This window comes from Novosphingobium sp. BL-S-19 (assembly GCF_055521675.1).
Genome location: NZ_CM145497.1, coordinates 1,378,972 through 1,402,115, shown reverse-complemented (window position 1 = coordinate 1,402,115; position 23,144 = coordinate 1,378,972). Strand labels below are relative to the sequence as shown.

Genomic DNA, 23,144 nt, shown 5'->3' with positions numbered 1-23,144 from the left:
TTTGATCGGAGGCATTTCGCTCATGCGTCGCAATAACGCCTCTCATTCGAATAGACGCAGCCGAACGAGATTTTTCGGGAAGGATCGATAAAATCGATTTTCCGGCCTATTTTCGAAGGTAAGCTGGCATGTTCAGTCGGGTGAGACGACGATCAGCCACGGTGAGATCATCTGCACGGAACCGCCGTAGGCCTGTGTCAGCCCCCGCAGCGCCTCCACCGGATCGGCCGCGTTGTAAACGCCCGTCACACGCTGGCGCGTGAACCCGTCACCGCGCGCAATGATGATGCCTGCAAACCAAGGCCGCAGTGCGTCGATCACGTCGGTCGCCGGGCGGTCGCGGACGATGATCTGGCGATTGCGCCAGGCGGCTATCTGCGCCGGCGGCATCGTGCTGCGCGCGACGGTGCCATCGAAGCCCACTCGCACGGTATCGCCCGCAGCCAGGTGTTCCGATACCGGCGGCCGCGCCGCATAGGCCACGCGAACCCGGCCGTTGGATACCTGCGTTGTCGTGCCAAGGGCATCCAGCCGCACATCGAACGCAGTGCCGATGTCCGTAGTCGTTACCCCGTTCGCGTCAACGTAGAAGGGGCGCGCGGGATCGTGCCGTACTTCGAACCACGCCTCTCCTTTCAGCAGCCGGATTTCCCGGCGATTGCCGCTGAAGGATACCGCAATCGCACTGCCCGGCGCGAGATGCGCCATGCTCCCGTCGGCCAACCGCGCATGCGCCAGTTCAGCCGTTCCGGTGTGATAATCGGCCCGGATGCGAAGCATGATAGACGGCGCCACCGCCAGCATAAGGCAAGCCGCCGCAGCAGCCATAGCGACATGCGGGGCACGAAGCTTCCATCGACGGCGCGCTTGGATCCGGCGGCCTCGTCGCCGAAAGGAGAAAGGCCCCCTCGGAAGCACCGGGCGTGGCTCGGCGGCGCGGACGGGAGGTGCATAAGCAGGCCGTGCATCGCCCGCCCGGTCATAGGCATGGGCCGTGGCTGCCCAAGCCTCAGCATGGAGCGTGGAGGCCCCCAGCCAATGCTCGAAACGTGCGCGCGTTTCGGGGTCATCGCCCCCCTCACGCAGCAGGATGACCCACTCCACCGCCTCATCATCGGCCTGCCGCGCGGCATCGTCGGGGATAGTGCCCGTCATTCCTGCTCTATCGCCCCTTTCCATTGTCCATCGGCCTTCGACGATCGTCATGCCCATTCAAGCGGGCAATCTCCATCCTCTTACCCAACAGACGCACGAAGGGAGGTGTTTTTCGCGCAAGACACCCATCGATCGGAATCAGGGCTGAATCGCGGCGCGTATCTGTCGCAGGGCGGAGGCTACCAGGCCGTGCGCCACGGTCACTGAAATACCGAGCCGAGCGGCAATTTCACGCAGCTTCGCGCCTTCGAAGCGATGCATTTCGAAAGCGGCGCGCGTCCGGCTGTCCAACCCATCAAGAACGTGCTGAATTCTGACCAATTCGTCGCGTGCGATCAGCGCGTCTTCCACCCACGGCTGATCGTCCGGCACGTCGACAAGGCCGCGGTCGTCTGCAGCCGCTGCCACGCGCCCTTCGCGGGCGATCCTACGGCTGCGATCGATCGAGAGATTGCGCAGCACCCGCCAGAGAAGGTGGACGGGCTTCTCCACCTCCTGCAGTTGCGCCGTGTGGTCCAGCCGCAGCCATGCCTCCTGCACAAGGTCTTCCGCCCCGTCCGCATCTCCGCTGACCGCGCCGGCATACTTCATCAGCTCGTCGCGATGCTCGATAACGACGTCGGTTATGACCTTGCGCTGCGACATCTGCTTCTCTTCCAGCTTCAAAGTCGCACCACAATGCCCGCTCAAATTTGCGAATGATTCGCATGTAACCAAGCGAGGCCCCTGCTGCAATCCACTATTCTCGCGTTAGCAGCCGGTCGGCAACGCGCCCATATCGGTCTTTCTGAAAGCGCCCGTCATGTTGCATCTCTCGGCAGGCGTTGCACTGTCACCTGACGCCCTTTCCTCACGACGGTGTCGCAGGTAGCGTAGCTGACAGATGATAACTCAAGGCCCTGGCTCGACGATGGTTTCTCCCATTCGGTCTCTGCTTATTTTGCTTGCCTGCGCGTTCGGTTTGCACGCGAATTCGGCATGGGGGAGCGAACGGTCCCAGATCGTCGGCGTCGACGATCTCAATATTTACGGAACCGCCACGCGGTTTGCGCGAGACAATGAGGTTCCCGGCGCCGCAATAGTGTGGGTGGAACCGCACATTCCGGCGGCAGATGCTTGGTCGATTGGCTCGGGAACTACAGTGCCCTTCGAACTGTATGTTGGTGAACATTTGAGCGGCATGTTCTGGGCACGCGCGGAGCAGCCACTGCGTGTGACGGTCACCATCCACGGAGCAACCCCTGAAGAAAAGAGCCTGGCGAGTGCCAGCGTCACGCTCACCCCGCACTGGAAACTCTTTACCGTGCGAGGCGTCGCAACTTCCCGGATACCACCTGGGTCGCAATTTCTCTCGCTCGCCATGGGCGAGATGCAAGGGAAAGTGGGATTGGGCCCAGTGCTTTTCACCACAGGGCATCCGAGCGCCACGCAGATTGCGAATGCCTTTCCAGATTTTCGGCCTCGCGCCATCTCCGAAGACGTCTCGATTATATCGGAACCTGGCGTGACTCTTGCCGGTAGGCTGCGAATACCCGCCCGCAATGGGACAGGGCCATTTCCTGCGGTCCTGCTGCTGTCGGGTAGTGGGCCTGGCCAGCGCGGCGGGTTCCCACGCCTGGAACAACAGCTGCTGGACGATGGCTTTGCCGTGCTCACCTATGACAAGCGCGGTGTTGGGCAATCGACCGGCCAGTTCATCGACACGCTCAAGAATATGGAGACTGATGGCGCTGCCGCCGTGCGCTTCCTGCGCGACCGGCGCGACATCGACGCTGCGCGCATCGCCCTCGCCGGTCATAGCCAAGGCGGCGCGGTGGGGCCGGCTCTTGCGGCCCAGGATCCCTCGATTGCCGCCGTTGTGATGTTCGCAGGGCCTGCAGCGGTGCCCGCGCTTCCTGGGCCAGGTCATGAGTTGAACCTCGTGCTCATGGAGAACGCGCTCCTCAAAGGCGGCGCCGATCCGGCGGCAGTAAAAAATGTAACTGCAAGGGTGGAGCGGTTGTTTGAAGCGGAACTCCGGAACTCACCGACGAGCGAGATCATGCCTCTGCAGCAAACTGTGATTGAGGCATTTATCGCGTGCCACTTCAGCCGAGAGCAGGCCGAAGCGGCGTTACAGGTCGTGCGCTCGATTATTCTTGAGGTGTATACGGCCGACTTCCAGCAACAACTCGTCAAGCTGCGCGTACCGGTTTTGGCGCTCTATGGTTCACGCGATTTGATCGTCCCGGCCGCCGATAATCTTCCCGCCGCAAAGAAGGCATTGGCAGCCAATCCAAAAGCGCAAGTGATCGAGATCGCGGACATGGACCACAACTTCCATCATGTGGCATCCACCAGCCTCGAGGAGCTTCCCAATTCCGGCCCCGCCCCCGCACGAGAAGTTCTCGGGCTCGTTAGCGACTGGCTCGTTGCCCAATTGCATCCGCCCAGACGTCGTTAAGGAATTTAATAGCGCTCCCGATGCAAAGGCGCGTCAGCCATCTTCAGGGCATCATGACTGCTTCCGCCCTCAATTCAGACATACGGCGACCACTCCGGTGATCCCGAAAGCCGGCCGTCCGCCTCGCTGGATGGCGTCCATGCGAATGGCGCAAATGGCGGATTACCTGGCCGGTTCTAACGGCACGGCTTGCGGGATGGGAGATGATACCCGCGTTTATCGCATCGTCGCGCTCGAGTGGATTGAAGATCGCTTCCTAGTGGGCGGAGCTTGGAAAAGCAGGCCCTTCCGCTTCTGACGGATCACCAAAGACCCAATCGGCGAAAATCTGGCGCAAATTTCGGCCGCTCGCAGCTTCCATCGCGCGTTCAAGGTCAATGCTAGTGACGACACCCCCAGCATGGGCGCGGGTGAAGCGGCTTAGCCCGGACCAGAAAGCCGCATCCCCCAGCGTGGTGCGTAGATGGTCCATGAACAGGGCACCCTTGCTGTATTGGATGGCGCGGCGCGTTCCAAGCGTGGGATAATGACCGCCCCAAGCAAGTGGCTTGTCATAGCCCTTGGCCCTCACCTTATCCAGTCGCCCCCTAGCAATGTCGAGTTCGGACTCATAAGCAGAGTGGCCGTAACGATGTTCCTTCCAAGCGGCTGTCAAGAACGTCGTGATCCCCTCGTTCAGCCAAAAATCCTCGAGGCTCGCACAGGTGACGAGATTGCCCCACCATTGATGCGCAAGCTCATGGATGATCACCCAATCCTGATCAGGGAGGTCACTACTTGCCGGCAACTCGTCCATCCCGATGACGGAATAAGTCGCGGCCTCTTGCGCTTCGTCACCCTTGATCAAGAGCTGGCGGTATTCGGCAACGGGAAGCGGTACACCTGCCTTTTCCGAAAGGAAGCGAACCATTTCAGGCGTTGGAGCAAACCGCTGCTCTAATTCGTTCACATCGGCCACGTCACTGAGATAAATGAGCTTGGCCGATCCGACCTGTTTGCTGACGGTGGCGAACTGCCCGACGGCGAACCCATAGAGATAGGCCGAATATGGCCGGGCCGCCTTCCACGTTTGGATCTCACTGCCGTCTGGCCCCGCCCGTTTCGACACCAGCCGACCGATCGAGATCGTGTCCATTCCCGCCGGCACGCGAAGCGCAAGCGAGAATGCTGCCTTGTCTCCAAAATCGTTTTGGCGACAGATCATCCAGTCACAGGCAAAATAGCTTGTGTAGAGGGACGTTGCCGATCGTGAGAAGCCGCGCGCAGGGCGTCCATGATAGGCGAGTTAAAGTGTCATCGAGCGCCCGCGCGCAACCGGTGTGGGCAGGTCGAACGTGAGACTGTCCCCCTTCAAGGCTGGGGAGACGGGCACGCCATTGAGCGTCGCGCTGTCGATGGTGAGCGCATTCGCCGAAAAACTGAGCTGCTGTAGCCCGTCGTCGATCGCAAGGAAGCGGATCGTTTCGCGGCCAGCAACCGTCTCGTTCCGCATATCTGGCGTAAGCGCCAGATCGTAGCTTTCAACGTCGAAGCCCGCGCCGCGTGTCGGATCAGCAAGGGCGGGGTTCGCGAGCAAGGCTGATCCAGCGTTTCCGATTCCAAACAGGAGCGTGGAAGCAACAAGCCGAAAACACGGCAACTGAAATCTCCTACTTCGATGGGCGAACGATAGCGTAGCGTGGAGCAGACCCGCAGCAATGGGCGATCGAGAAAAACGTGAAGAGGCCGGCTATTGCTTGCCTGTTGCTTGTTAGGAAGCGGACGCGCGGCGAGCTATCAATTCATATGGCAGAGCATGCTTCTTTCCGTTTCGATTGGGACGACGTCGCCAAGGCGGAAGAAACTTCGGTACCAAAGACGAACCCGGCCATGCCTTCCAGTGACAAGGCATGACCGGGTTGGCATCACGCAGTGATAGCTCCGCTATCGACATTCACGACTTCGACACGGCCGTTCATGAAAATCGGCTGGGCAAGATTGAAGAAGTTCGGAGACGTCTTCATCACCGCCTCATGGATGTCGCGGAACTGTTCGACGCTGCCGTTGCCGCCGATGCGCACGGTATAGTCCAGCTGGCGGTAACCGGGCGGGACACCGTCATCGAGCCCCAGGAAACCCCGCAGATCGAGTTGGCCTGTCGTCTCGATCTCCAGCCGTTCCAGTTCGACCCCGCGCACTGCGGCCTGCGCGACATAGCCCACGATCATGCAGGCATTGAGAGCCGACATCAGCAGTTCCTGTGGGTTTGGCGCGCTGTTCGTTCCCAGAAGTTCTTCGGGTTCGTCCGCCACGACCTTGAAGCGCCTTTCGATCCTCTCGCCAGCCAGCTCAAAGGCCTCGACAACAGACTCGCTGCGCGTCCGCCCTGACCAATGCGTGGTGACGCGGAAGCGGACGCGGGCGGTGGCCGGATCGGACTGGATGGCGGCGACGACTTCGGACAGGGCCGCAAGATCGATCCCGTTGACGATATTCGATACTGCATGTTCCATGGTGATTTCCTTTCTTAACGATTGAATGGTCAGGCGTAGGCGGGGGCGATGGCGTCCAGCCGAACAATGAAATCGGGCGAGAGCCAGGCAAGCGTCTGGCGGAAGCGGGGGTGGGCCATGCCCGAGCCCAGAAAAGTCCAGCGCGATGCCTGATGCTGCTGCTTCACCAGCCGCTCTCTTACGCCCGGTCCCAGCGTGCCGATCCGGCTCTCCAACACGGTGACGTTCATGGCCGCCTGCTGGGCCAGCCCGCCGTCCAGAAAGTCCACGATGGCGAGGTAGCCGCGAAATCCAGCCTCGATATCCGTGGCATCAAGGCCTTCGACCAGTGCCTCCACCATCAGGGTGTCTATCCGTGCGTGCTGCGCTTCCTCCATCCAGTGATGGCGCAACAGGCTCTTGAAGCGCGCTTCGATCTGGCGATCGCCGCGCACGGATTCTAGGTAATGGGCCTGTGTCATCCATTCGATATGAAGAATGGCCAAGGCGACCGAGAGCGGAGCGTGCGCCATGACGGCGCGCCCGATGGCCTCCGCCGGGCCGATCACCGGGCACCGTTCACCGAAACCGCGTGAAAAGGTATCGGCGAAGCGGCGGAAGAGGTGAATGTGCTTGGCCTCCTCTCCTGCGAATTGCAGAAGCGCGCGCACGCGCAGGTCGTCGCCGTTCAACAGCGGCCGGGCGTGATCGAGCACGAAGGGCAGGATGAACTCCTCGACCAGCCCGAACAGGGCCAGGTATTCGTGCGCCCTGATCTGGTTGAGGAGCAGGCGATCGCGGTCCGGAAGGCCGGAGCCACCCGTTCGCGCCAGAGCTTCCGGCAGGAACGGGCGGGTGAAATCCAGTTCGGCATCGCCTGGCAGCACATCATCGAGCTGCCAGGCGGCCTTCTGCGACGATGCGAGCACATCGCCGTAGGAAAAGGGTGCGTACATGGGCGTTTTCTCCGCTGAGGACGATATTGCCGTCAGGCCAGCGTGAAGGCGCCCGCCAGGGGGCCGACGGCGGTGCTGACGGCGAAGCTGGAGGTCAGCGCAGCCAGCAGGCTGAGCGCGGCGCAGCGGGCGAATGCTTGAAGGGCAGTGTTCATGGAATGGGCCTTTCGCTTTAATCCCTGGCCCCTGATTGGGCCGGTAGGAATGTTGTGCGGGGAGGCCGTGAGAGTCGGCGTGGGAAGCGGCGTGGAAATTGGCGTTTGAAGCCCGATCTGCTAATTTACCACGCGCGGATGGCTGCTGGGGGGCAGCAAGGAAGGGTGGATGCAGGTGCGGATTGCCCTTGATCTTGTCGGTCCCATGGCGCTGCGTCACGAGGGTGAAGGCGTTTCACTCCCTTCCTCCCGCAAGACGCGGGCGCTTCTCGCCTATCTGGCCGCCACCGACCGCCCGGCGCGGCGGGAGCACTTGTGCGGCCTGTTGTGGGACCTGCCGGACGATCCCAGGGGCGCGTTGCGCTGGAGCCTTTCCAAGATCCGCCCCCTGGTTGATGAGGCGGGTCGCGCCCGGCTGGTCGCCGAAGGGGAGACCGTCTCGCTCGATTGTTCGGACATCAGCGTGGACTGGCGCAAGCTGCGCGAGGTTGCCGGCGGCGATGTGCGCAAGGTCAATTCCGAAATCCTCGAAGCCGCCATCGCGCCGGAAGGAGAGTTTCTGGAAGGCGCAGAATTGCGGGCCTGCGATACCTTCCAGGGCTGGCTGGTGGCGATGCGGGAGGATACGCGCCGCTGGCAATTGACGATCCTGCGCGAACTGGTTGGCCGATTTGCCGAACAGGAGGAGAGGCGCGATCAGGCCCTTGCATGGCGCGGCGTTGGTCGGTGCTCGACCCCTACGATGCGATCGCGCGCACCACGATGATCGACCTTTTGCGGTCAAGCGGGCGGGTGCAGGAGGCGGAGCAACAGCGCGGCGCAGCCATTCGCGCGCTCGACGCGGCAGAATTGCGTGTGCCGGGTCAGTTGCGCGCGAAGATCGGGCCGGCTGGCGGCAGCACCCCGGCAGACGTCGAGGTCGTTGTCGAGCAGGCCCTGCACCAGCAAGTGCGCTTCTGCACGGCAAGGGACGGAACCGGGCTGGCCTATTCGAGCGTCGGCAGCGGTCCGCCGCTTGTGAAGACCGCGAATTGGCTCAACCATCTAGAACACGATTTCGACAGCCCCGTCTGGCAGCACTGGATACGCAATCTGGCCCAGTACCGGACCCTGTTCCGCTATGACGAGCGGGGCAATGGGCTGTCGGACTGGAACGTTCGCGACATCGGGTTCGAGGCTTTCGTCGACGATCTTTCCAGCGTCGTCGATGCCGCCGGGTTGGAGACCTTCGATCTGTTCGGCGTCTCGCAAGGGTGCAGCGTGGCGATTGCCTATGCAGTGCGCAATCCGGACAGGGTGCGCAAGCTGGTGCTCTACGGCGGTTATGCACTTGGCTGGGAACTGCGCGACACGCCGGACGAAGTCGCGATGCGTAGGGCGATGGTCACGCTGACGGGCACAGGTTGGGGCAGGAACAATCCTGCGTTCCGGCAGATGTTCACCTCCCTCTTCTTCCCCGACATGCCGCCTCAGGCTGCGGACTGGTTCAATGAGCTCCAGAAGGTTTCGGCGTCGCCCGAAAACGCGGTGCGGCTTCAGGAGGCCTTCGGGAAAATCGATGTGCGAGACTTGGTACCTCAGGTCATGACGCCTACTCTGGTACTTCATGCGGACAAGGATGCGGTTATTCCGTTCTCATCGGGCAGAGGGCTGGCCGCCACCATTCCCAATTCGCAGTTCGTCCAGCTCGACAGCCTAAATCATCTGGTGCTTGAGGAAGAGCCCGCCTGGCCGCGAGCCGCAGGCGCTATCCGGGCATTCCTGGAAGCGGAAAGCCAATTCAAGTAGCAAGGCGCTGGTCGACAGCGACCGCCCGAAAACGGTCGCTTGGCAGTCATTCCGACGATCCCGAAAGCCGACGTTCGGCGTTACTAGGGAAGGTCCAGCTCGATTGCTCATCAAGGCGCGGCCCGAATGACCCTTGCGCAGTGGCCTGCGATATCAATTTCCAAGGGGCCGAGCGGATAATCGCAGCATTCTCGGCAATGCCGGAACGCCTCAGCACGGCCTTGACCCGTGCAACCACTTCCACCGGGTTTAACGATTTCACGACATGGTCGTCGGCGCCGATGCGCAGGGCCTGAAGCTTGTCGAGATCCTGCTCTAGCGCAGTCACCATGATGACCGGGGTTTGGCCGCGGCGGCGAATTTTAGCGAGAACGTCCCACCCATCGACCCGTGGCATCGACACGTCGAGCAGGACCGGATCGGGCCGCAATGCCCGATGGAATTCAAGCGCCGTCTGCCCGCTCGCGGCATGGACTGTCCTGAAGCCCTCGGGCTCGAGATAGGCGCGGATGATCTCCGATCTCGCTTTCGTCTTCCGCAATCAGGATCAGGGCATTCATTCGGCATCTTCCGCAGGTATCGGCTCCAACCGCACGATAGCCCCGCAGGAAGATGGTTCCAGCCTTCTCCACAAAACCTCCATGAAACCTCAACGCAAGCCCAACCTGACTGCGCGAGAGCCCGCTCCAACTTACTGAACTGGAGTTTCGATACATGCGCGGGCGAATCTGGAAGGCACCGGCGACGCTCGCCGGGAGCGTACTGGCGGTTGTCGTCGCCGGGTGCCAGCAGCAACCAGCGGAGCGACACCTCCCGCCTGCGGAAGTACTAGTCGCCAAGGTGGCCTCCCGCGCCGTTGCCTTGACCGACGAGCTTCCGGGGCGCGCGGTCTGGCCCGCGATTTCGGGGCACGACGGATAACCGTCAACGTCGTTCAGCCTGGCCCTATCGACACCGAAATGAACCCCGCCGAGGGTGCGATGGCAGAAGCGCTGCACGGCTTCATGGCGTTGCCTCGCCACGGCAAGCCCGAGGAAATTGCCAACCTCGTCACCTGGCTGGCCAGCGCAGAAGCCGAATTCGTGACCGCCGGCCTCTACACGATTGATGGCGGCTTCGCCGCTTGATCAGAAAGAAGGCCATGGTCATGCCCGAGCGAATGTGTCGGTTTCAAACGTCCGGAGGAAACGGTCGATCACGGTAGCTGCTTTCACCGCGCCTCCGCGCTTCCCATGCGTTTTCTCGCTCCCGTGCGTAAGCCTTCTGCACACGGACCCTGCTGATACCATACTTCTCGGCAAGCTGCCCGAAGGTCGCCCCATCCATTACGGCAACATAGATCGCCGCGTTGCGCTCTTGCTCCGGACTCGAACCATTCTGTTCCATCAATTCACTCCATCCGAAAGCGTGCTCAGGTCAGCGGTGCCTATCTTGCCCAATTTTCCAGCCGCCATGCTGCCCAGAAACCGGGCCGATTCAGCCTCGAGCCGGTAGCGTCTCTGCCCAAGTCATCGATCTCAATAATACTACCTTCGGTTTGAACGCGATCCGGCTATTTTTGCCCCGCAAAAGACCGGCATGTTGCAGGAAAGTGCCTCAGGATAGACGCCCTTCCCCCCGTCACCACGGCAGATGTCGCCTGCCGATCTGGCCCCGTCGTCAGGCGCGCAGGACGTAATGGCCGCTCATGCCGTAACCGCCGTCGGCGCACTGCGCAAACTGACCTACCCGGTTTAACCGGCTCGAGCGTTTAGGCTGGTTCGCAGCGCGCCTTCTTTTACTCTGATCGCATATTCCCCCGGACGCAGGCGGGTCGCTCCTGCTATTTTCCAACGCATGCCATTGTCGCCCGAAATCAGAAGACGCAAGGTGCGGGCCGGCCCGGCCGAGTGTTCGATCTCGAACGCACATTGATCAAGCGGAGGGCTGACCTGGATGGGCGCGTCAGGCGCAAAGCGCCCGTCGTCAAGCAAGTGAATATCGAGCGAGTGCTCTGCGAGCCGCGCGTGAAAGCGACGGCGCACACCGTCGCGGGGATAGATCAAAAGCTGATCATTGCGCTCTTCCAGCACACCGGAAAGGGCAATGCGGCCGAACAGCGCGTCGTCCACCAGCGTGGTTGCTGCCGCACGCAGGGCTCCGCAGAAGCCGAGGTCGATTTCGCAGGAATAGTACCATGACCCATGCCGATTGGGCTGGTTCAGCCATGTCTCGCTAAGAGCAGCGGGCTCGAAGCCACCCCCGGCGCCGCCGTCGTTGGCCTTGCCGGGGTACCAGTAACCGTAGTCGCTCTCCGGCGTGCCGCTGTTCAGCAGTGCCCAGCTGCTCAGCGCCGAGGCATGGCCGAGGCGCAGCAACGGACGGTAATCGGACGCATCGTGGAGGGCATGATCGAGGATGGCCCAGCCGCCCATCTGCGCCATGTAGCTCAAGGTATAGGCATCGCCCGCCTGCGCGCGGTAATCGCTGCCAAGGGTATAGTACGAGGGCTGCAACCACCCCCGGCAGAACAGGTTGGCATCCATCTGACGTTTCGCGAAAGCGTGCGCACGTTCGGGCGGGAAGCGCTCCGGCCGGTCGAGCGCATAGCGGGCAATCGCCTGCGTCGATTCAAAGCCAGTGGAATCGAAAGCGTATTCCGAGGCGAAGAGATCGTCGACCTCGTTCACGAAGTGAGCGACTTTGCGCTCCCAGTGCCCGGCCAGTTCGTCAGCCTGCGCCGTGAGCCCTTCCCGCCGCAGCGCGTCGATCACGTCCGGAATCACCAGTTCGTTATAGAAGCCGGTGGAATCCGCTTCCCAGCCAACGATTTCCTTGGGGATGGTGAACATGGCCCGCGCAGTGCCGAAAGCACGCTCGAGATAGTCGGTTGCGGTGAGGCGGGTGTGGAAGCCGTGCCGGTCGCGTGCTATGCGATAGAGCGCGAAGTACATCAGCGCGATGTGCGGATAGTCGTAAGGGCGCCAAAAGTGCTTGCGGCCCTTGTCACCCGGATCGGCACTGTCGCGGTTGTGCTTCCAGTCCGGAATTCCGTACAGTGCGTAAGGCCATGGCTCTTCGGTCGTGCGCTGGAGCCCGCCCCAGACGAAGTGCTCGACATAGTCATCCAAGGCGTCGATTTCGGCCTGCACCGGATATTCCGCGTTCTTGGCGGCAAGGAAGGCGGGCTTGGAGAGGCCCGGATCGTCGCAAGTCACCTCGTAGATACGCCAGCCTTTGATCCGATCGTAATTGTCCGGGCCGAGGAGGGTTTCGCTCTCCATGTTCCACTCGGCGAGCAGACCATCGTACCATTTCGTCGGATCGCGATGACGGTGTGCGGCGATGAAGGCCCCGCGCTTGGCAATCATCGTTTCGATCGGTTCGGTTACGAAGAATTCCAGCGTGGTCCGCCCCCCGTCCGCCTGATGCAGCGTGACGTGGTTTTCGCCAAGACGAGCGAAGCGAAGGCGGAATAGCTTTCGCCCGGCCCGTTCACCCAGTGGGGTCAATTCGGTGTGCGCGGAGTGTTCGGGCTCCAGCCGGACGACCGGTACACTTGAGTCCAGCGAAAGCGTCACTTCCAGATCCGTCGGTACGGTCATGCCGGGAATGACCTCTACGTCGATCAACCCGTGCCGGGCGATGGTCCTGCGCATCGCGGCGTAGCCGTCCACGAGCAGGAAACGAACGCCTCTTTCAACGGATTCTCCCGGTGCCAGTGCGAGGCTTGTTGCCGGCAGACGCCAGCGCGAACCCGCCCCCTGCACGGCTGCGACTTCCGCGGCAGCGTGGAAAAACACCCGATAGAGGTCCGGCGAATCCTTGGGGGCATCCCAGTACTCAAGCGCGGCTCCAGCTTCGGGGAGCATGGCAAGCCAAGGGGTGAGACTGTCCCTGCGCTGCCAGAAGATGTGCGAACTGCGGCCGGAAATGAAGCTATGCTTGAGAACCGCGTTAGGATCCTCTTTTGCCGCGTGAATCATGTTTATCGGCAGCGGAAGTGCAAGATCACCGAACTCGATCGGCAAAGCTGTGTCGTTGGAAGGCGTGATGGTCAGGCGTAGCCCATCGCCCCCGAGGACAAGGCAGCAAGTGACGGAGATTCCCGGCGCAAGGAAATAGCGTGCCTGCAACCCATCTTCCGTCGTCCTGACACGCTCGGGCTCCAGCTTGCGCGTGTCGAAACGCTGCCACGGGCCATTTGCGATGCGGTAGGTTCCCGCAGCATTTCCCAAACCGGCGCCAGCGTGGATGAAATCTCCCGGAACACTCTGCGATGCGGCAGAGAGGCTCGTCACGCGCCCGCGGTCGAAGCCCAGCTTGAACGGTTTGCCGGGTCCGCCGAGGATGGAACTGACCGTCCGCGAAACTGGCGGAGGCGACGCCGCGGCCAGCAGCGGCGCTTCAAACGCGGGCAGGAACAGGCCCGCGAGCCCCGCACGGATCAAAGTACGTCGATCATGCATACCCGCAGGCTTGCTGCGCACCTGGCGCTTAGGGGTACTGCGGCTTCTGAACGGTATGTCGAGTGCGTTATCGTCAGCGCTGTCCAAGGCTCACCCCCGCCAAAGACACAAAGGTATATCGTATATTTTAACTCAGGCAACGATGATGATTGCCGTAATATCAAACGATGGCCAAACTGTCTGAACCGCCTCATCGCCGGTCTGTTGCAGACGAGGGATCGGCCGCAAGCCTCGATAGCGGACATTCTGACCTGCTTTGCGGGTTCAACCGGCAATTTTGCGTCAGCATGGTGTTTGGTCAGTCAGAGCCATCGCATGAAGAAGTCCGAAATCACGGCAGCAGCCTCTTCCACCGGGCGCTTCTGGTCATAGAGATCGACGTGCGTGGCACCTTCGATCGTGTGGAGGCATTTGGGTTCCTCCGCCTGATCGAAGGCTTCGTGTGTCATCCATGCCGTCACTGCCTTCTCTGCGGTAATCATCAGGACCGGACGCGGCGCGATCATGCCAATGAAGCGGAAGGCGTCGAATGTCGCCATCCTGTCGATACTGTCCCAAGTGAGCGCCTTGGCCGCACGCGGGTGATCGCCGCGCGGCGTACAGTAATAGTGCCAGCCTTCGAAGACATGCTCTCCGCTGGCGCGCGCCGCGGGTTCGTCCGCAGGGAAGATCGGGAATGCGCCGATTTCGCCGCGCATCGCCGCCTGGGAACGGGCCTCGGCGGCGCTGGCGAGCAATGCGTCGAGGACGGCGGGATCCTGCTGCCCGTCGGCACCGGCGCGAATTTGCCGGCCAACGTCCACTGCCGCGACTGTCGCCACCGCGCCGATGCGCCGATCTCCGGCTGCGGCCTGAATGACATACCCGCCCGACGCGCAAATGCCGAGGATGCCAATCCGTTCCGGCGCCAGATCAGGCAGGGTTCGTAGCCATGACAAGGCCGCCTTGAAATCCTCCACACGCTGGGCGGGATCTTCCAGTCCGCGCGGCTCTCCACCGCTGGCACCCTGATGAGCGGCATCGAACGTCAGCACATGAAAGCCCTGCTCGCAAAGTTTGCTGGCATAGAGCGCGGGCGATTGTTCCTTCGTGGAGCTGCCGGGATGTCCGACGATGAGCGCGCGCCCGTTCGGCAGGTCCGGTGTGTAAAGACACCCCGCAATCGTCATGCCGGCGCTCGTGAATGCAATATCCTGTTTCATGAGATGGTCGTCTTTCAGAGGGGGATGGATGGAACGGCATCACGAACGCGCCGCGAGCGGTAGCAGAACCTCGCTGCGCGCATCGGGTGCATGGAACAGGCGCTGCGTGGCCTTGACGTAATCCCCGGGTGCGGCGCGGAATACATTGGTGACGTAGCTCTGCGGGTTACGGTCGTAGAGGGGGAACCAACTCGACTGGATCTGCACCATGATCCGGTGACCCGTCAGGAAAACGTGGTCCGCATCGGGCAGGACGATATCGTAGCGCTCGACCCGGCCGGGGATGATAGGTTCAGGATGCTCCGGGTTCTTGCGATACCGTCCGCGCAAGATGTTCATGGAGATCGGCAACTGGTAGCCGCCCATGGCGGGCTGCTCTGGCACGGCGGCCGGATAAACGTCGATCAGCTTGACGACCCAGTCCGCGTCGCTCCCGGTGGTCGAGGCATAGAGATGGGCGATCGGCTGCCCGGCAATATGCTGCGGTGCCGTGAGTACGGGCGATGTGTAGGTCAGGACATCGGGGCGCGATGCGGCAAAGCGCTGGTCATCCACCAGCCATGTATCCCAGCTTGAATCCGGGCCGTAGATGGAAAGGTCCGGCTGCGGGCGATAGGGCACGGGCTTGGCCGGATCGCTGACGTATTCGTCGTAGCCGGAGGATATATCCTGACCGCCGATGGACAATCTGCCATCGGTATCGAGGTAAAGCGGAAGCGCGCTGCCTCCCGGTGCAGGCCAGTCCGGCAGGTTCTCCCAACGGTTGTCTCCGCTGGCGAAGGCCACGACCCGCGCGATACCGGCTTGCGGCGCACCGTCCTTGAGATGTTCGTCGAGGAAAGGGATCAGCACATGCGCACGAAACCATTCGGCAGTGCGCTGGCCCCAGTCGAGCGGGCCAAGTCTGGCGCCCGAACCGTTCTGCTGCCCGTGATACCACGGCCCCAGTACCAGATGCACTTCGCGGGCATTGGCCTTCACCGCCTGATAGACCGCCGGTGCGCCGTAATTGTCCTCCTGATCCCAGAGACCGTCCACGAGCATGGTCGGCACCGTCAGTGGCTTGCGTGCCAGAATGCGGTCGAGCGCCTGATCCTGCCAATAGGCGTCGTAATCTGGATGCGCCACCAGACGGTTCCAGAACGCCAGTTGGTCCATGCCCATGGCACCTGCCAAGGCCCCGGCCGAACCGAAGTGCAGGAACGTCTCATAATCGTCCTGCGCGGTGACGGGCCACCGCACGGCAGAGTGCTTGTCTGCCGTCTGGTTGTAGATGTAGCTCAGCATCTCCTGACGGAAGGCGCCGTTGTGGAACCAGTCGTCGCCTTTCCAGGTATCGACCATCGGGTTCATCGCCACCGAAGCCTTGAGTGCCGGATGCGGATCGACAAGGCTCATCAGCGCGGTGAAACCATCGTAGCTGCCGCCGATCGTGGCGACCCGCCCGTTGCTTTCGGAAATATGCCGGACCAGCCAGTCCATCGTGTCCCAGGCATCGGTCGAATGGTCGGTGCGGGTCGGGTTCAACGGGCCGCGCAAGGGCCGGTTGACGACATAGTCGCCGCCGGACGCGAACTTGCCGCGCACGTCCTGCGCCACGATGATGTAACCGTGCCGCGCAAGGTCGGCATAGCTGGGGAACAGGATATCACCCAGTTTGGGGCCGTCTTGCTGCTTCGTCATCGCATCGGCGCCATAGGGCGTGCGATCGAGCAGCATCGGCGCCGACGTCAGCCCTTTCGGGATGACGACAACCGTGTGCAACCGGATGCCGTCACGCATCGGGATCTCATAAGTGCGGCGCTGATAGTCGCGCTCAATCGCTGGCGGAACGAAGGCCGCGGGAATGTCGGAGGCGGACGCTTTCCCCTGCCCTATGGGCATCAGGCCGGTCGCGGCGGCCAAAAGGGCTGCACCCAATCCGAGAACGAGCCGGATTTTGGCTTGATAGCGCCGGGACATGGATTGCCTTTGCTGCTGTGGTGGCTGTGGCCCTCCGACTTGGCAAAGGATGGGCAAAAACGCGCGTTATGCTCTGTTAGAAACTGCGAACGCCTCCGCATCCACCGCCCGGGTCATGTTGCGGATCACATCGACCAGAGCCCGCAAAGCTGAGGAGGTGTTGCGGTTATGGGGGTAGTAGAGGGAGAGAGGCGGTGTCCGTGGCATCCAGTCGTCCAACAGGCTTCGCAGACGACCGGCCGCCAGCGCCTCTTCGCACACCGACCGGGCCAGATAGGCTATACCCAGCCCCCTGCGAGCAGCTTCGAGAAGCAGCAGTTGATCGTCCAGCACCAGCGATCCGGGCGCATCGAGAGCCATGGCTTCTCCTCCACGCTCGAACTCCCAACGGTAAATCGCCCCGCCGGGCATCATGGCCCGGAGACAATGATGGTGCATCAGATCCGCCGGCTGCGTGAGCCCGGGGTGCATGGCCAGGTAGTCCGGCGCCGCCACCACACAGAAATCGAGGCCAAACGGCAACGCCACCGAAACCATGTCCGCCGGCACCGAATCCGCGATCCTTATCCCCGCATCGCATTGCCCGTTCACGATATCGATCAGGCGCGTTTCCGTTGTCAGTTCGATGGCGATCTTCGGATATCGCTTCAAAAACGGACCCATGATCGACGAGAGGATCTGATAGGTGCCCGTCACCGAACTGTTGATCCGCAGCACGCCGGATGGTTCGGCGCCCTGATTGCTTGCCTCTTCGGCAGCGCGCTCAATCTCCGCCAGAGCCGGGGAAACCCGCGCCAGAAATGCCTTTCCCGCCGGTGTCAGCGCCACACTGCGCGTGGTGCGATTGAACAGCCTGACGCCGAGCCGATCCTCCAGCGATCGTATGGTGCTGCTGAGTGCCGTGGGCGAAGTTCCCAGCGCCTCTGCAGCTGCCCTGAAACTGCTCCTGCCTGCGACTTCAAGCGCGGCCTGGATCTCGCCCAGGCTGTTTCGGCCGATTATCCTGTTATTGCGCATGATGCATCCCGATTAAGCAGCCTAATCAAGACAGTCTTCTGCTTCCATTTTCCTGTTCTCAGCAAGAGGCAGGATGCATCTCCATGAACACCAATCTGAATTCCCGCCGTGCCCTCGTAACCGGAGCATCATCCGGCCTTGGCGAAGCGATCGCCCGTATGCTCGCCGAGGAAGGCGCAGCCGTTGTCGTCCATGGCCGGGACGAAGTCCGCACACACAGTGTCGCCGAAGGGATCAGGGCAGCGGGCGGCCGGGCGGATGTCGCGATCGGCGACCTTGCCACGGATGAAGGGGCCGATCTGGTTCTCGCTCAGGCGCTTGCCGGCGGCGACGTGGACATCCTCGTCAACAATGCTGGTTCCTATCATCACCATGACTGGCACACCGCCACGCCCGACAAATGGAGCGAGGCATATGCAGTGAATGTCCTTTCCGGCGTCCGCATGATCCAGCGGATCGTCCCGGTCATGGTTTCGCGCGGTTGGGGCCGGGTGATCCAGATCGGCGGCGGGCTGGCCGAGCAGCCCACGGCGATGCTCCCGCATTACCAGGCTTCGCTGGCCGCACGCCACAATCTGGCGGTATCGCTGGCACGCAGGCTGAAGGGCACTGGGGTTACATCGAACGTCGTCGCGCCGGGGGCCATCCTTGTGCCAGCGGTGAAGACCTTTCTGGAAAACATGGCGCCGCAGCAGGGGTGGGGCGAGACCTGGGAAGAGATCGAACGCGGCTGCGTCGCCGACATTGTTCCGAACGACGTTGGCCGACTTGGTCGACCGGAGGAAATTGCCGGTGCAGTTGTCTATCTGTCGAGTGGATTGGCCGACTACGTCAATGGTGCAACAATCCGGGTCGACGGTGGGACTGTGAAGTCGGCGTTTTAGCAGCGTCAGGCCATGTAGAGCCATACCCACTGGGCCTATACGGGCAAGATTTCCGGCGCAGGCAATTTCACCAAGAGTGGCACGGGAACGGTCACGATGACAGGCGCCAACACCTATACGGGATCCACCGCGGTGAGCGGCAAGATCCTGCTGTCGGGCGGCCAGATCAACGGCACATCCTCGATAACGATCTCGGCCGGCGGATCGATCATCGTCGATGGTGCAACCGCACTGCTGAAATCTGTTGCCGGTCTTTCGATGGCCACCGGTTCCGGGAACACGCTGATCGTGCAGAACGGCGGCGATGCCTCGGTCGGCAACATGACGCTGGCTACCGGCTTGGGTTCGGCCAGCACCGTGAACGTGATCGGTGCCGGGTCCACCTTGACCAACACCGGCACGGTCACTGGCGCATCGTTCGGCGCGCTGACGCTCAATGTCCTGGACGGTGCCCAGATGACCAGCACGGGCGCGGTCACGCTGGGGAATGGAACCCTTGCGACCGCGACGGCCATGAGGGCGGACGTCACCGTTTCCGGCGCGGATGCGCAGTGGAGCATAGGCGGCGCCCTGACCCAGCGGCGCGGCACGATAACCGTGGCCAATGGCGGTGTGCTGAGCGCTGCCAGCGCGGTACTCGGCTATGCCACCGGAAGTAGCGCCTCCAATCCGACCGTTGACGTGCTGGTGACCGGCCAGAATTCGCGCCTCGTCACCACTGGCGCGCTGTCGCTCATCAACACCACCGCAAACGCCAACAGCCCCACGCTGACGATCGCCGATGGCGGCACCGTAACCGTCGGCGGCGGAACATTCGACATGGGCATGGGCAATGCCGCGCTCAACATCGGCGGCGCCGAAAGCGCGGTGGCGACCGGCGCAGGCACGCTCGATGCCGATTTCGTGACCACCAGCGCATCCAGCCGGATCAATTTCAACCACACCGATCCGCTCTATACTTTCGGCGCGCTGATCAGCGGTGCTGGCACGGTGAACCAGGTATCCGGCACCACGGTCCTTACCGCGAACAACACCTACACCGGCGCGACCACGATCTCCGGCGGCACCTTGCGCATCAATGGCGACCAGTCGGGCGCTACCGGCCTCACCAGCGTGCTCAATGGCGGTACGCTGGGCGGCAGCGGCATCATCGGCGGCGATGTGGTGGTGGCCGATGGCGGCACGATCGCGCCGGGCAACAGTCCGGGCACGCTCACCATCAACGGCAACCTGACGCTCAACGACGGTTCCCTGCTCGATTACGAGTTCGGCCAGTCGAACGTGGTCGGCGGCCCCCTCAACGACCTTACGCAGGTGAAGGGTAACCTCACTCTCGACGGTACCATCAACGCGACCGTCACCACGGGCGGCGAGTTCAACACCGGCGTCTACCGCGTGGTCAGCTATGACGGCACTTTGACCGACAACGGCCTCGCTATCGGCACCATGCCGGCGGGCAGTGCGGTTTCGGTGCAGACCTCGGTTGCGGGGCAAGTGAACCTCGTCAACTCGGCCGGCGCCAACGTCGATTTCTGGGACGGCGCAGCCGGACCGAAGCTGAACGGCGCGGTCGACGGCGGCAACGGCGTATGGCAGGCCACCAGCGGCAACGACAACTGGACCGACATCACCGGCACCTTCAACACCGGCTATACCAACGATTCCTTCGCCGTGTTCATGGCCGCACCGGGCACCGTCACGGTCGATGACAGCCTGGGCGCCGTCACCGCATCGGGCCTGCAGTTCGCCAGCGACGGGTACGTGCTGACCGGAGACGTGATCACGTTGACCGGCACGCAGTCGCTGATCCGCGTGGGCGACGGCACCACCGCCGGCGCGGGCTTCGCCGCGACGATCGACAGCGTGCTGACGGGTTCGGCGCAAGTGGTGAAGTCCGATCTCGGCACCCTGATCCTTACTGGCGACAATGCCTATACCGGCGGCACCTCGATCACGGCGGGCACCCTGCTCGTCAATGGCGATCAGAGCGCCGCGACCGGGCTCACCTCCGTGCTTTCCGGCGCCACGCTGGGCGGCACCGGCACCATCGGCGGCGATGTTGCGGTAGCCGATGGCGCCACTCTCTCGCCGGGCGCCGGCGGGGCGGGCACGCTCACCATCGCGGGTGACCTCTCGCTATCCTCGGGCAGCAAGCTGGCGTTCTCCTTCGGCGAGGCGAACGTTGCCGGCGGCGGGCTCAACGATCTGGTGAACGTGGGCGGCGATCTGACGCTGGATGGCACGGTCGACGTGTCGATCACGGCAGGCGGCACCTTCGATGTCGGCGTCTATCGCCTGTTCAACTACGACGGCACGCTGACCGACAACGGCCTGAGCCTCGGCACTTCGCCGGCCGGTAGCGATATTGCGGTGCAAACCGCGATCGCCGGACAGGTCAATCTGGTGAACAGTTCCGGCCTCACGCTCAATTTCTGGGACGGCGCGGCCGGGCCCAAGAACAACGGGGCGATCAACGGTGGCTCCGGCCTCTGGCAGGTCAGCGGCGGTAACGATAACTGGACCGAGGCCAGCGGCAATGTGAACGCGGGCTATTCGAACGGCAGCTTCGCCGTGTTCGGCGGCACCGGCGGCACCGTCACGGTCGATAACAGCCTGGGCGCCGTCAGCGCCTCAGGCATGCAGTTCGCTGCCGACGGTTACACCGTGACCGGCGATGCGCTGGCGCTGACCGGCCCGACCACGACGGTCCGCGTCGGAGACGGCAGCACGGCCGGGGCCGGCTTCACCGCCACGATCGCCTCCGCGCTCACCGGCGATACGCAGCTGGTCAAGACGGATGCGGGCACGCTCGTGCTCTCCGGTGCCAACAGCTATACCGGCGGAACATTGATCAACGGCGGCACCGTGCAGATCGCGGCGGACGCCAACCTTGGCGCGGCGACCGGCGGGGTAACGCTGGATGGTGGCACCCTTGCAACCAGCGCGAATGTGACCAGCGCCCGCGACTTCGATCTGGCCGGCGCGGGTGCGATCGCCGCGGCCAATGCCACCACCTTCACGCTGGAAGGATCCATCACCGGTGCCGCTGCCCTCACCAAGACCGGCCTTGGCACGCTGGTGCTGAGCGGCAACAGCGCCGCCTATTCGGGCGCGGCAACGGTTTCGGCCGGTACGCTGGCGGTCGACGGGCGACTTGGCGGCATGCTGGCGATTGGTGCCGAGGCTCGCCTGGAAGGCACCGGGCATGTCGGCAGCGTGACCAATGCCGGCACGCTGGCACCGGGCCGTGACGGCTTCGGCACGCTGACGATCGACGGCGATTACACCGGATCCAACGGCAAGCTGGTGATCGAGGCGCAGCTCGGCGGCGACAATTCCCAGACCGACCTGCTCTCTGTAACGGGCGCGACGGCCGGCACAACGACGGTGACGGTCGTCAATCGCGGCGGCCTTGGCGCCGCCACGGTGAACGGCATCAAGGTCGTCGACGTGGCGGGTGTATCGAACGGAACCTTCGCCCTTGCAGGGGACTACACGTTCGAAGGCGATCAGGCCGTCATTGCCGGCGCCTATGGCTATCGCCTTGTCCAGAACGGCGTCGACACGCCGACAGACGGCGACTGGTACTTGCGCTCCAGCCTGCTCGACACGGGCGGCACCACGCCGGAAACCCCCGAAACCCCGCTCTACCAGCCGGGCGTTCCGGTCTACGAGGCCTACGGCCAGACGCTGCTGGCGCTGAACGACATCGGCACGATGCGCCAGCGCACCGGCGACCGGCAGTGGATGGCGAATGCCGATGGCCAGCCGTCCGGCGTGTGGGGCCGCATGGAGGGCCAGCGTTCGCGCCCCAACGCGGTCAGCTCCACCAGCCTCAGCGATGTGAACATCGATACGTGGAAGATGGAACTCGGCGCCGATCACGTCCTCAGCCAGCGCAGCGACGGTGCGGCTCTGGTCCTGGGTGTGGTCGCGGGCTACGGTCAGGCAAGCGCCAAGATCTCGTCCGTCTTCGGCGATGGCAGCATCAAGACCAAGGGCTACAGCCTGGGCGCGACGCTGAGCTGGTTCGGGCCGCAGGGCTTCTACGTCGACAGCCGCGCGCAAGTCACCTGGTTCGACAGCACGCTGAAGTCGGCGACGCTGGGCAAGCTGGTGGATAGCAACGATGGGCGCGGTGAGGCCTATAGTGTCGAAGTGGGCAAGCAGTCGTCGCTGGGCGGCAAGCTGTCGATTACGCCGCAAGTGCAGATGGTCTATTCGACGGCCAGCTTCAACCGTTTCGTCGATCCCTATGGCGCCAGCGTCTCCTCCAAGCTGGGAGACAGCCTGAAGACCCGTTGGGGCTTCTCGCTCGACCGGCAGGACGCGCAGAGCCATCTCTACGCCGTCGCCAATCTCAGCTACGAATGGCTCGACGGAACCGTGGCGGAGGTCTCCGGTGCCGCGATTGCCCGCCAGACCTATCGTTTGTGGGGTGAGTTCGGGCTGGGCGGCACGGTCATGCTCGGCCATGGCGTCAGCCTCTTCGGCGAAGCCTCCGGCAAGACGGCGATGCGCGACATCGGCCACAGTTACGGCCTGAAGGCCGATGCCGGCCTCCGTCTGGAATTCTGATAATGGAAGGGGCACCTCCCGGCGGAAGGCGCCCTTTCGTCCTCTCCACTGCCCAGAGGTATCGACTTCCCTTGCTGTTGAGCTA

At 62.9% G+C, this 23,144-nt stretch carries 18 protein-coding genes; 6 read left to right on the top strand and 12 right to left on the bottom strand.

The features are described from left to right. Positions 1-132: 132 nt before the first annotated feature. Together ACZ1JV_RS06000 and ACZ1JV_RS05995 are read right to left on the bottom strand one after the other, a co-directional pair. Positions 133-1,155, bottom strand: coding sequence for a FecR family protein (locus ACZ1JV_RS06000; RefSeq protein ID WP_465148772.1), 1,023 nt, complete (start codon positions 1,153-1,155; stop codon positions 133-135). Positions 1,156-1,293: 138 nt separating this feature from the next. After that, positions 1,294-1,800, bottom strand: a complete 507-nt coding sequence (locus tag ACZ1JV_RS05995; RefSeq protein WP_465148771.1) for a sigma-70 family RNA polymerase sigma factor — start codon at positions 1,798-1,800, stop codon at positions 1,294-1,296. A 265-nt stretch (positions 1,801-2,065) separates the two neighbouring features. Between ACZ1JV_RS05995 and ACZ1JV_RS05990 the strand changes: the two genes are divergently transcribed. Continuing rightward, positions 2,066-3,598, top strand: a complete 1,533-nt coding sequence (locus ACZ1JV_RS05990) for an alpha/beta hydrolase (protein WP_465148770.1) — start codon at positions 2,066-2,068, stop codon at positions 3,596-3,598. 256 nt (positions 3,599-3,854) lie between these two features. On the opposite strand, the gene ACZ1JV_RS05985 is transcribed toward ACZ1JV_RS05990, so the two are convergent. The 5 genes from ACZ1JV_RS05985 to ACZ1JV_RS05965 all read right to left on the bottom strand — a co-directional run bounded on the left by ACZ1JV_RS05985 (position 3,855) and on the right by ACZ1JV_RS05965 (position 7,180). Continuing rightward, positions 3,855-4,733, bottom strand: a complete 879-nt coding sequence (locus ACZ1JV_RS05985; RefSeq protein ID WP_465148769.1) for a M1 family aminopeptidase — start codon at positions 4,731-4,733, stop codon at positions 3,855-3,857. Positions 4,734-4,883: 150 nt separating this feature from the next. Next, positions 4,884-5,174 carry a hypothetical protein gene (locus tag ACZ1JV_RS05980; protein ID WP_465148768.1) on the bottom strand — a complete coding sequence of 97 codons (291 nt, stop codon included), beginning with the start codon at positions 5,172-5,174 and terminating at the stop codon, positions 4,884-4,886. Between the two features lie 328 nt (positions 5,175-5,502). After that, on the bottom strand, positions 5,503-6,090 hold the full coding sequence (locus tag ACZ1JV_RS05975) for an OsmC family protein (protein ID WP_465148767.1): 588 nt from the start codon (positions 6,088-6,090) through the stop codon (positions 5,503-5,505). Positions 6,091-6,119: 29 nt separating this feature from the next. Further along, positions 6,120-7,025: a hypothetical protein gene (locus tag ACZ1JV_RS05970; RefSeq protein WP_465148766.1), complete on the bottom strand. Its 906-nt coding sequence runs from the start codon at positions 7,023-7,025 to the stop codon at positions 6,120-6,122. A gap of 32 nt (positions 7,026-7,057) precedes the next feature. Further along, positions 7,058-7,180: a hypothetical protein gene (locus ACZ1JV_RS05965; RefSeq protein WP_465139642.1), complete on the bottom strand. Its 123-nt coding sequence runs from the start codon at positions 7,178-7,180 to the stop codon at positions 7,058-7,060. A 169-nt stretch (positions 7,181-7,349) separates the two neighbouring features. Between ACZ1JV_RS05965 and ACZ1JV_RS05960 the strand changes: the two genes are divergently transcribed. Continuing rightward, the gene (locus ACZ1JV_RS05960) at positions 7,350-7,946 is read left to right on the top strand and encodes an AfsR/SARP family transcriptional regulator (protein ID WP_465148765.1); all 597 of its coding nucleotides are present in this window, start codon (positions 7,350-7,352) and stop codon (positions 7,944-7,946) included. After that, positions 7,907-8,968, top strand: a complete 1,062-nt coding sequence (locus tag ACZ1JV_RS05955) for an alpha/beta fold hydrolase (protein ID WP_465148764.1) — start codon at positions 7,907-7,909, stop codon at positions 8,966-8,968. The genes ACZ1JV_RS05960 and ACZ1JV_RS05955 overlap by 40 nt, the downstream gene beginning before the upstream one ends. Positions 8,969-9,014: 46 nt before the next feature. Here ACZ1JV_RS05955 and ACZ1JV_RS05950 read toward each other — a convergent pair whose 3' ends face one another. After that, complete coding sequence (locus ACZ1JV_RS05950; RefSeq protein WP_465148763.1) at positions 9,015-9,509, bottom strand: response regulator transcription factor; 495 nt, start codon at positions 9,507-9,509, stop codon at positions 9,015-9,017. A 241-nt stretch (positions 9,510-9,750) separates the two neighbouring features. On the opposite strand from ACZ1JV_RS05950, the gene ACZ1JV_RS05945 reads away from it, so the two are divergent. Continuing rightward, positions 9,751-10,095: an SDR family oxidoreductase gene (locus ACZ1JV_RS05945; RefSeq protein ID WP_465148762.1), complete on the top strand. Its 345-nt coding sequence runs from the start codon at positions 9,751-9,753 to the stop codon at positions 10,093-10,095. Between the two features lie 606 nt (positions 10,096-10,701). Here the strand turns inward: ACZ1JV_RS05945 and ACZ1JV_RS05940 are convergent. From ACZ1JV_RS05940 to ACZ1JV_RS05925, 4 genes are all read right to left on the bottom strand, one after another. Then, on the bottom strand, positions 10,702-13,416 hold the full coding sequence (locus tag ACZ1JV_RS05940) for a DUF5695 domain-containing protein (RefSeq protein ID WP_465148761.1): 2,715 nt from the start codon (positions 13,414-13,416) through the stop codon (positions 10,702-10,704). A gap of 302 nt (positions 13,417-13,718) precedes the next feature. Continuing rightward, positions 13,719-14,618: an alpha/beta hydrolase gene (locus ACZ1JV_RS05935; protein ID WP_465148760.1), complete on the bottom strand. Its 900-nt coding sequence runs from the start codon at positions 14,616-14,618 to the stop codon at positions 13,719-13,721. A 39-nt stretch (positions 14,619-14,657) separates the two neighbouring features. Further along, on the bottom strand, positions 14,658-16,400 hold the full coding sequence (locus ACZ1JV_RS05930) for a CocE/NonD family hydrolase (RefSeq protein WP_465148759.1): 1,743 nt from the start codon (positions 16,398-16,400) through the stop codon (positions 14,658-14,660). A 246-nt stretch (positions 16,401-16,646) separates the two neighbouring features. Further along, positions 16,647-17,597: a LysR family transcriptional regulator gene (locus ACZ1JV_RS05925; protein WP_465148758.1), complete on the bottom strand. Its 951-nt coding sequence runs from the start codon at positions 17,595-17,597 to the stop codon at positions 16,647-16,649. A gap of 83 nt (positions 17,598-17,680) precedes the next feature. On the opposite strand from ACZ1JV_RS05925, the gene ACZ1JV_RS05920 reads away from it, so the two are divergent. Together ACZ1JV_RS05920 and ACZ1JV_RS05915 are read left to right on the top strand one after the other, a co-directional pair. Further along, entirely contained in the window at positions 17,681-18,481 is an 801-nt protein-coding gene (locus ACZ1JV_RS05920; protein WP_465148757.1) for an SDR family NAD(P)-dependent oxidoreductase, read from the top strand. Between the two features lie 96 nt (positions 18,482-18,577). Next, a complete protein-coding gene (locus ACZ1JV_RS05915) occupies positions 18,578-23,059 on the top strand; it encodes an autotransporter outer membrane beta-barrel domain-containing protein (RefSeq protein ID WP_465148756.1) in 4,482 nt (1,493 codons plus the stop codon). The last annotated feature ends 85 nt before the right edge of the window (positions 23,060-23,144 follow it).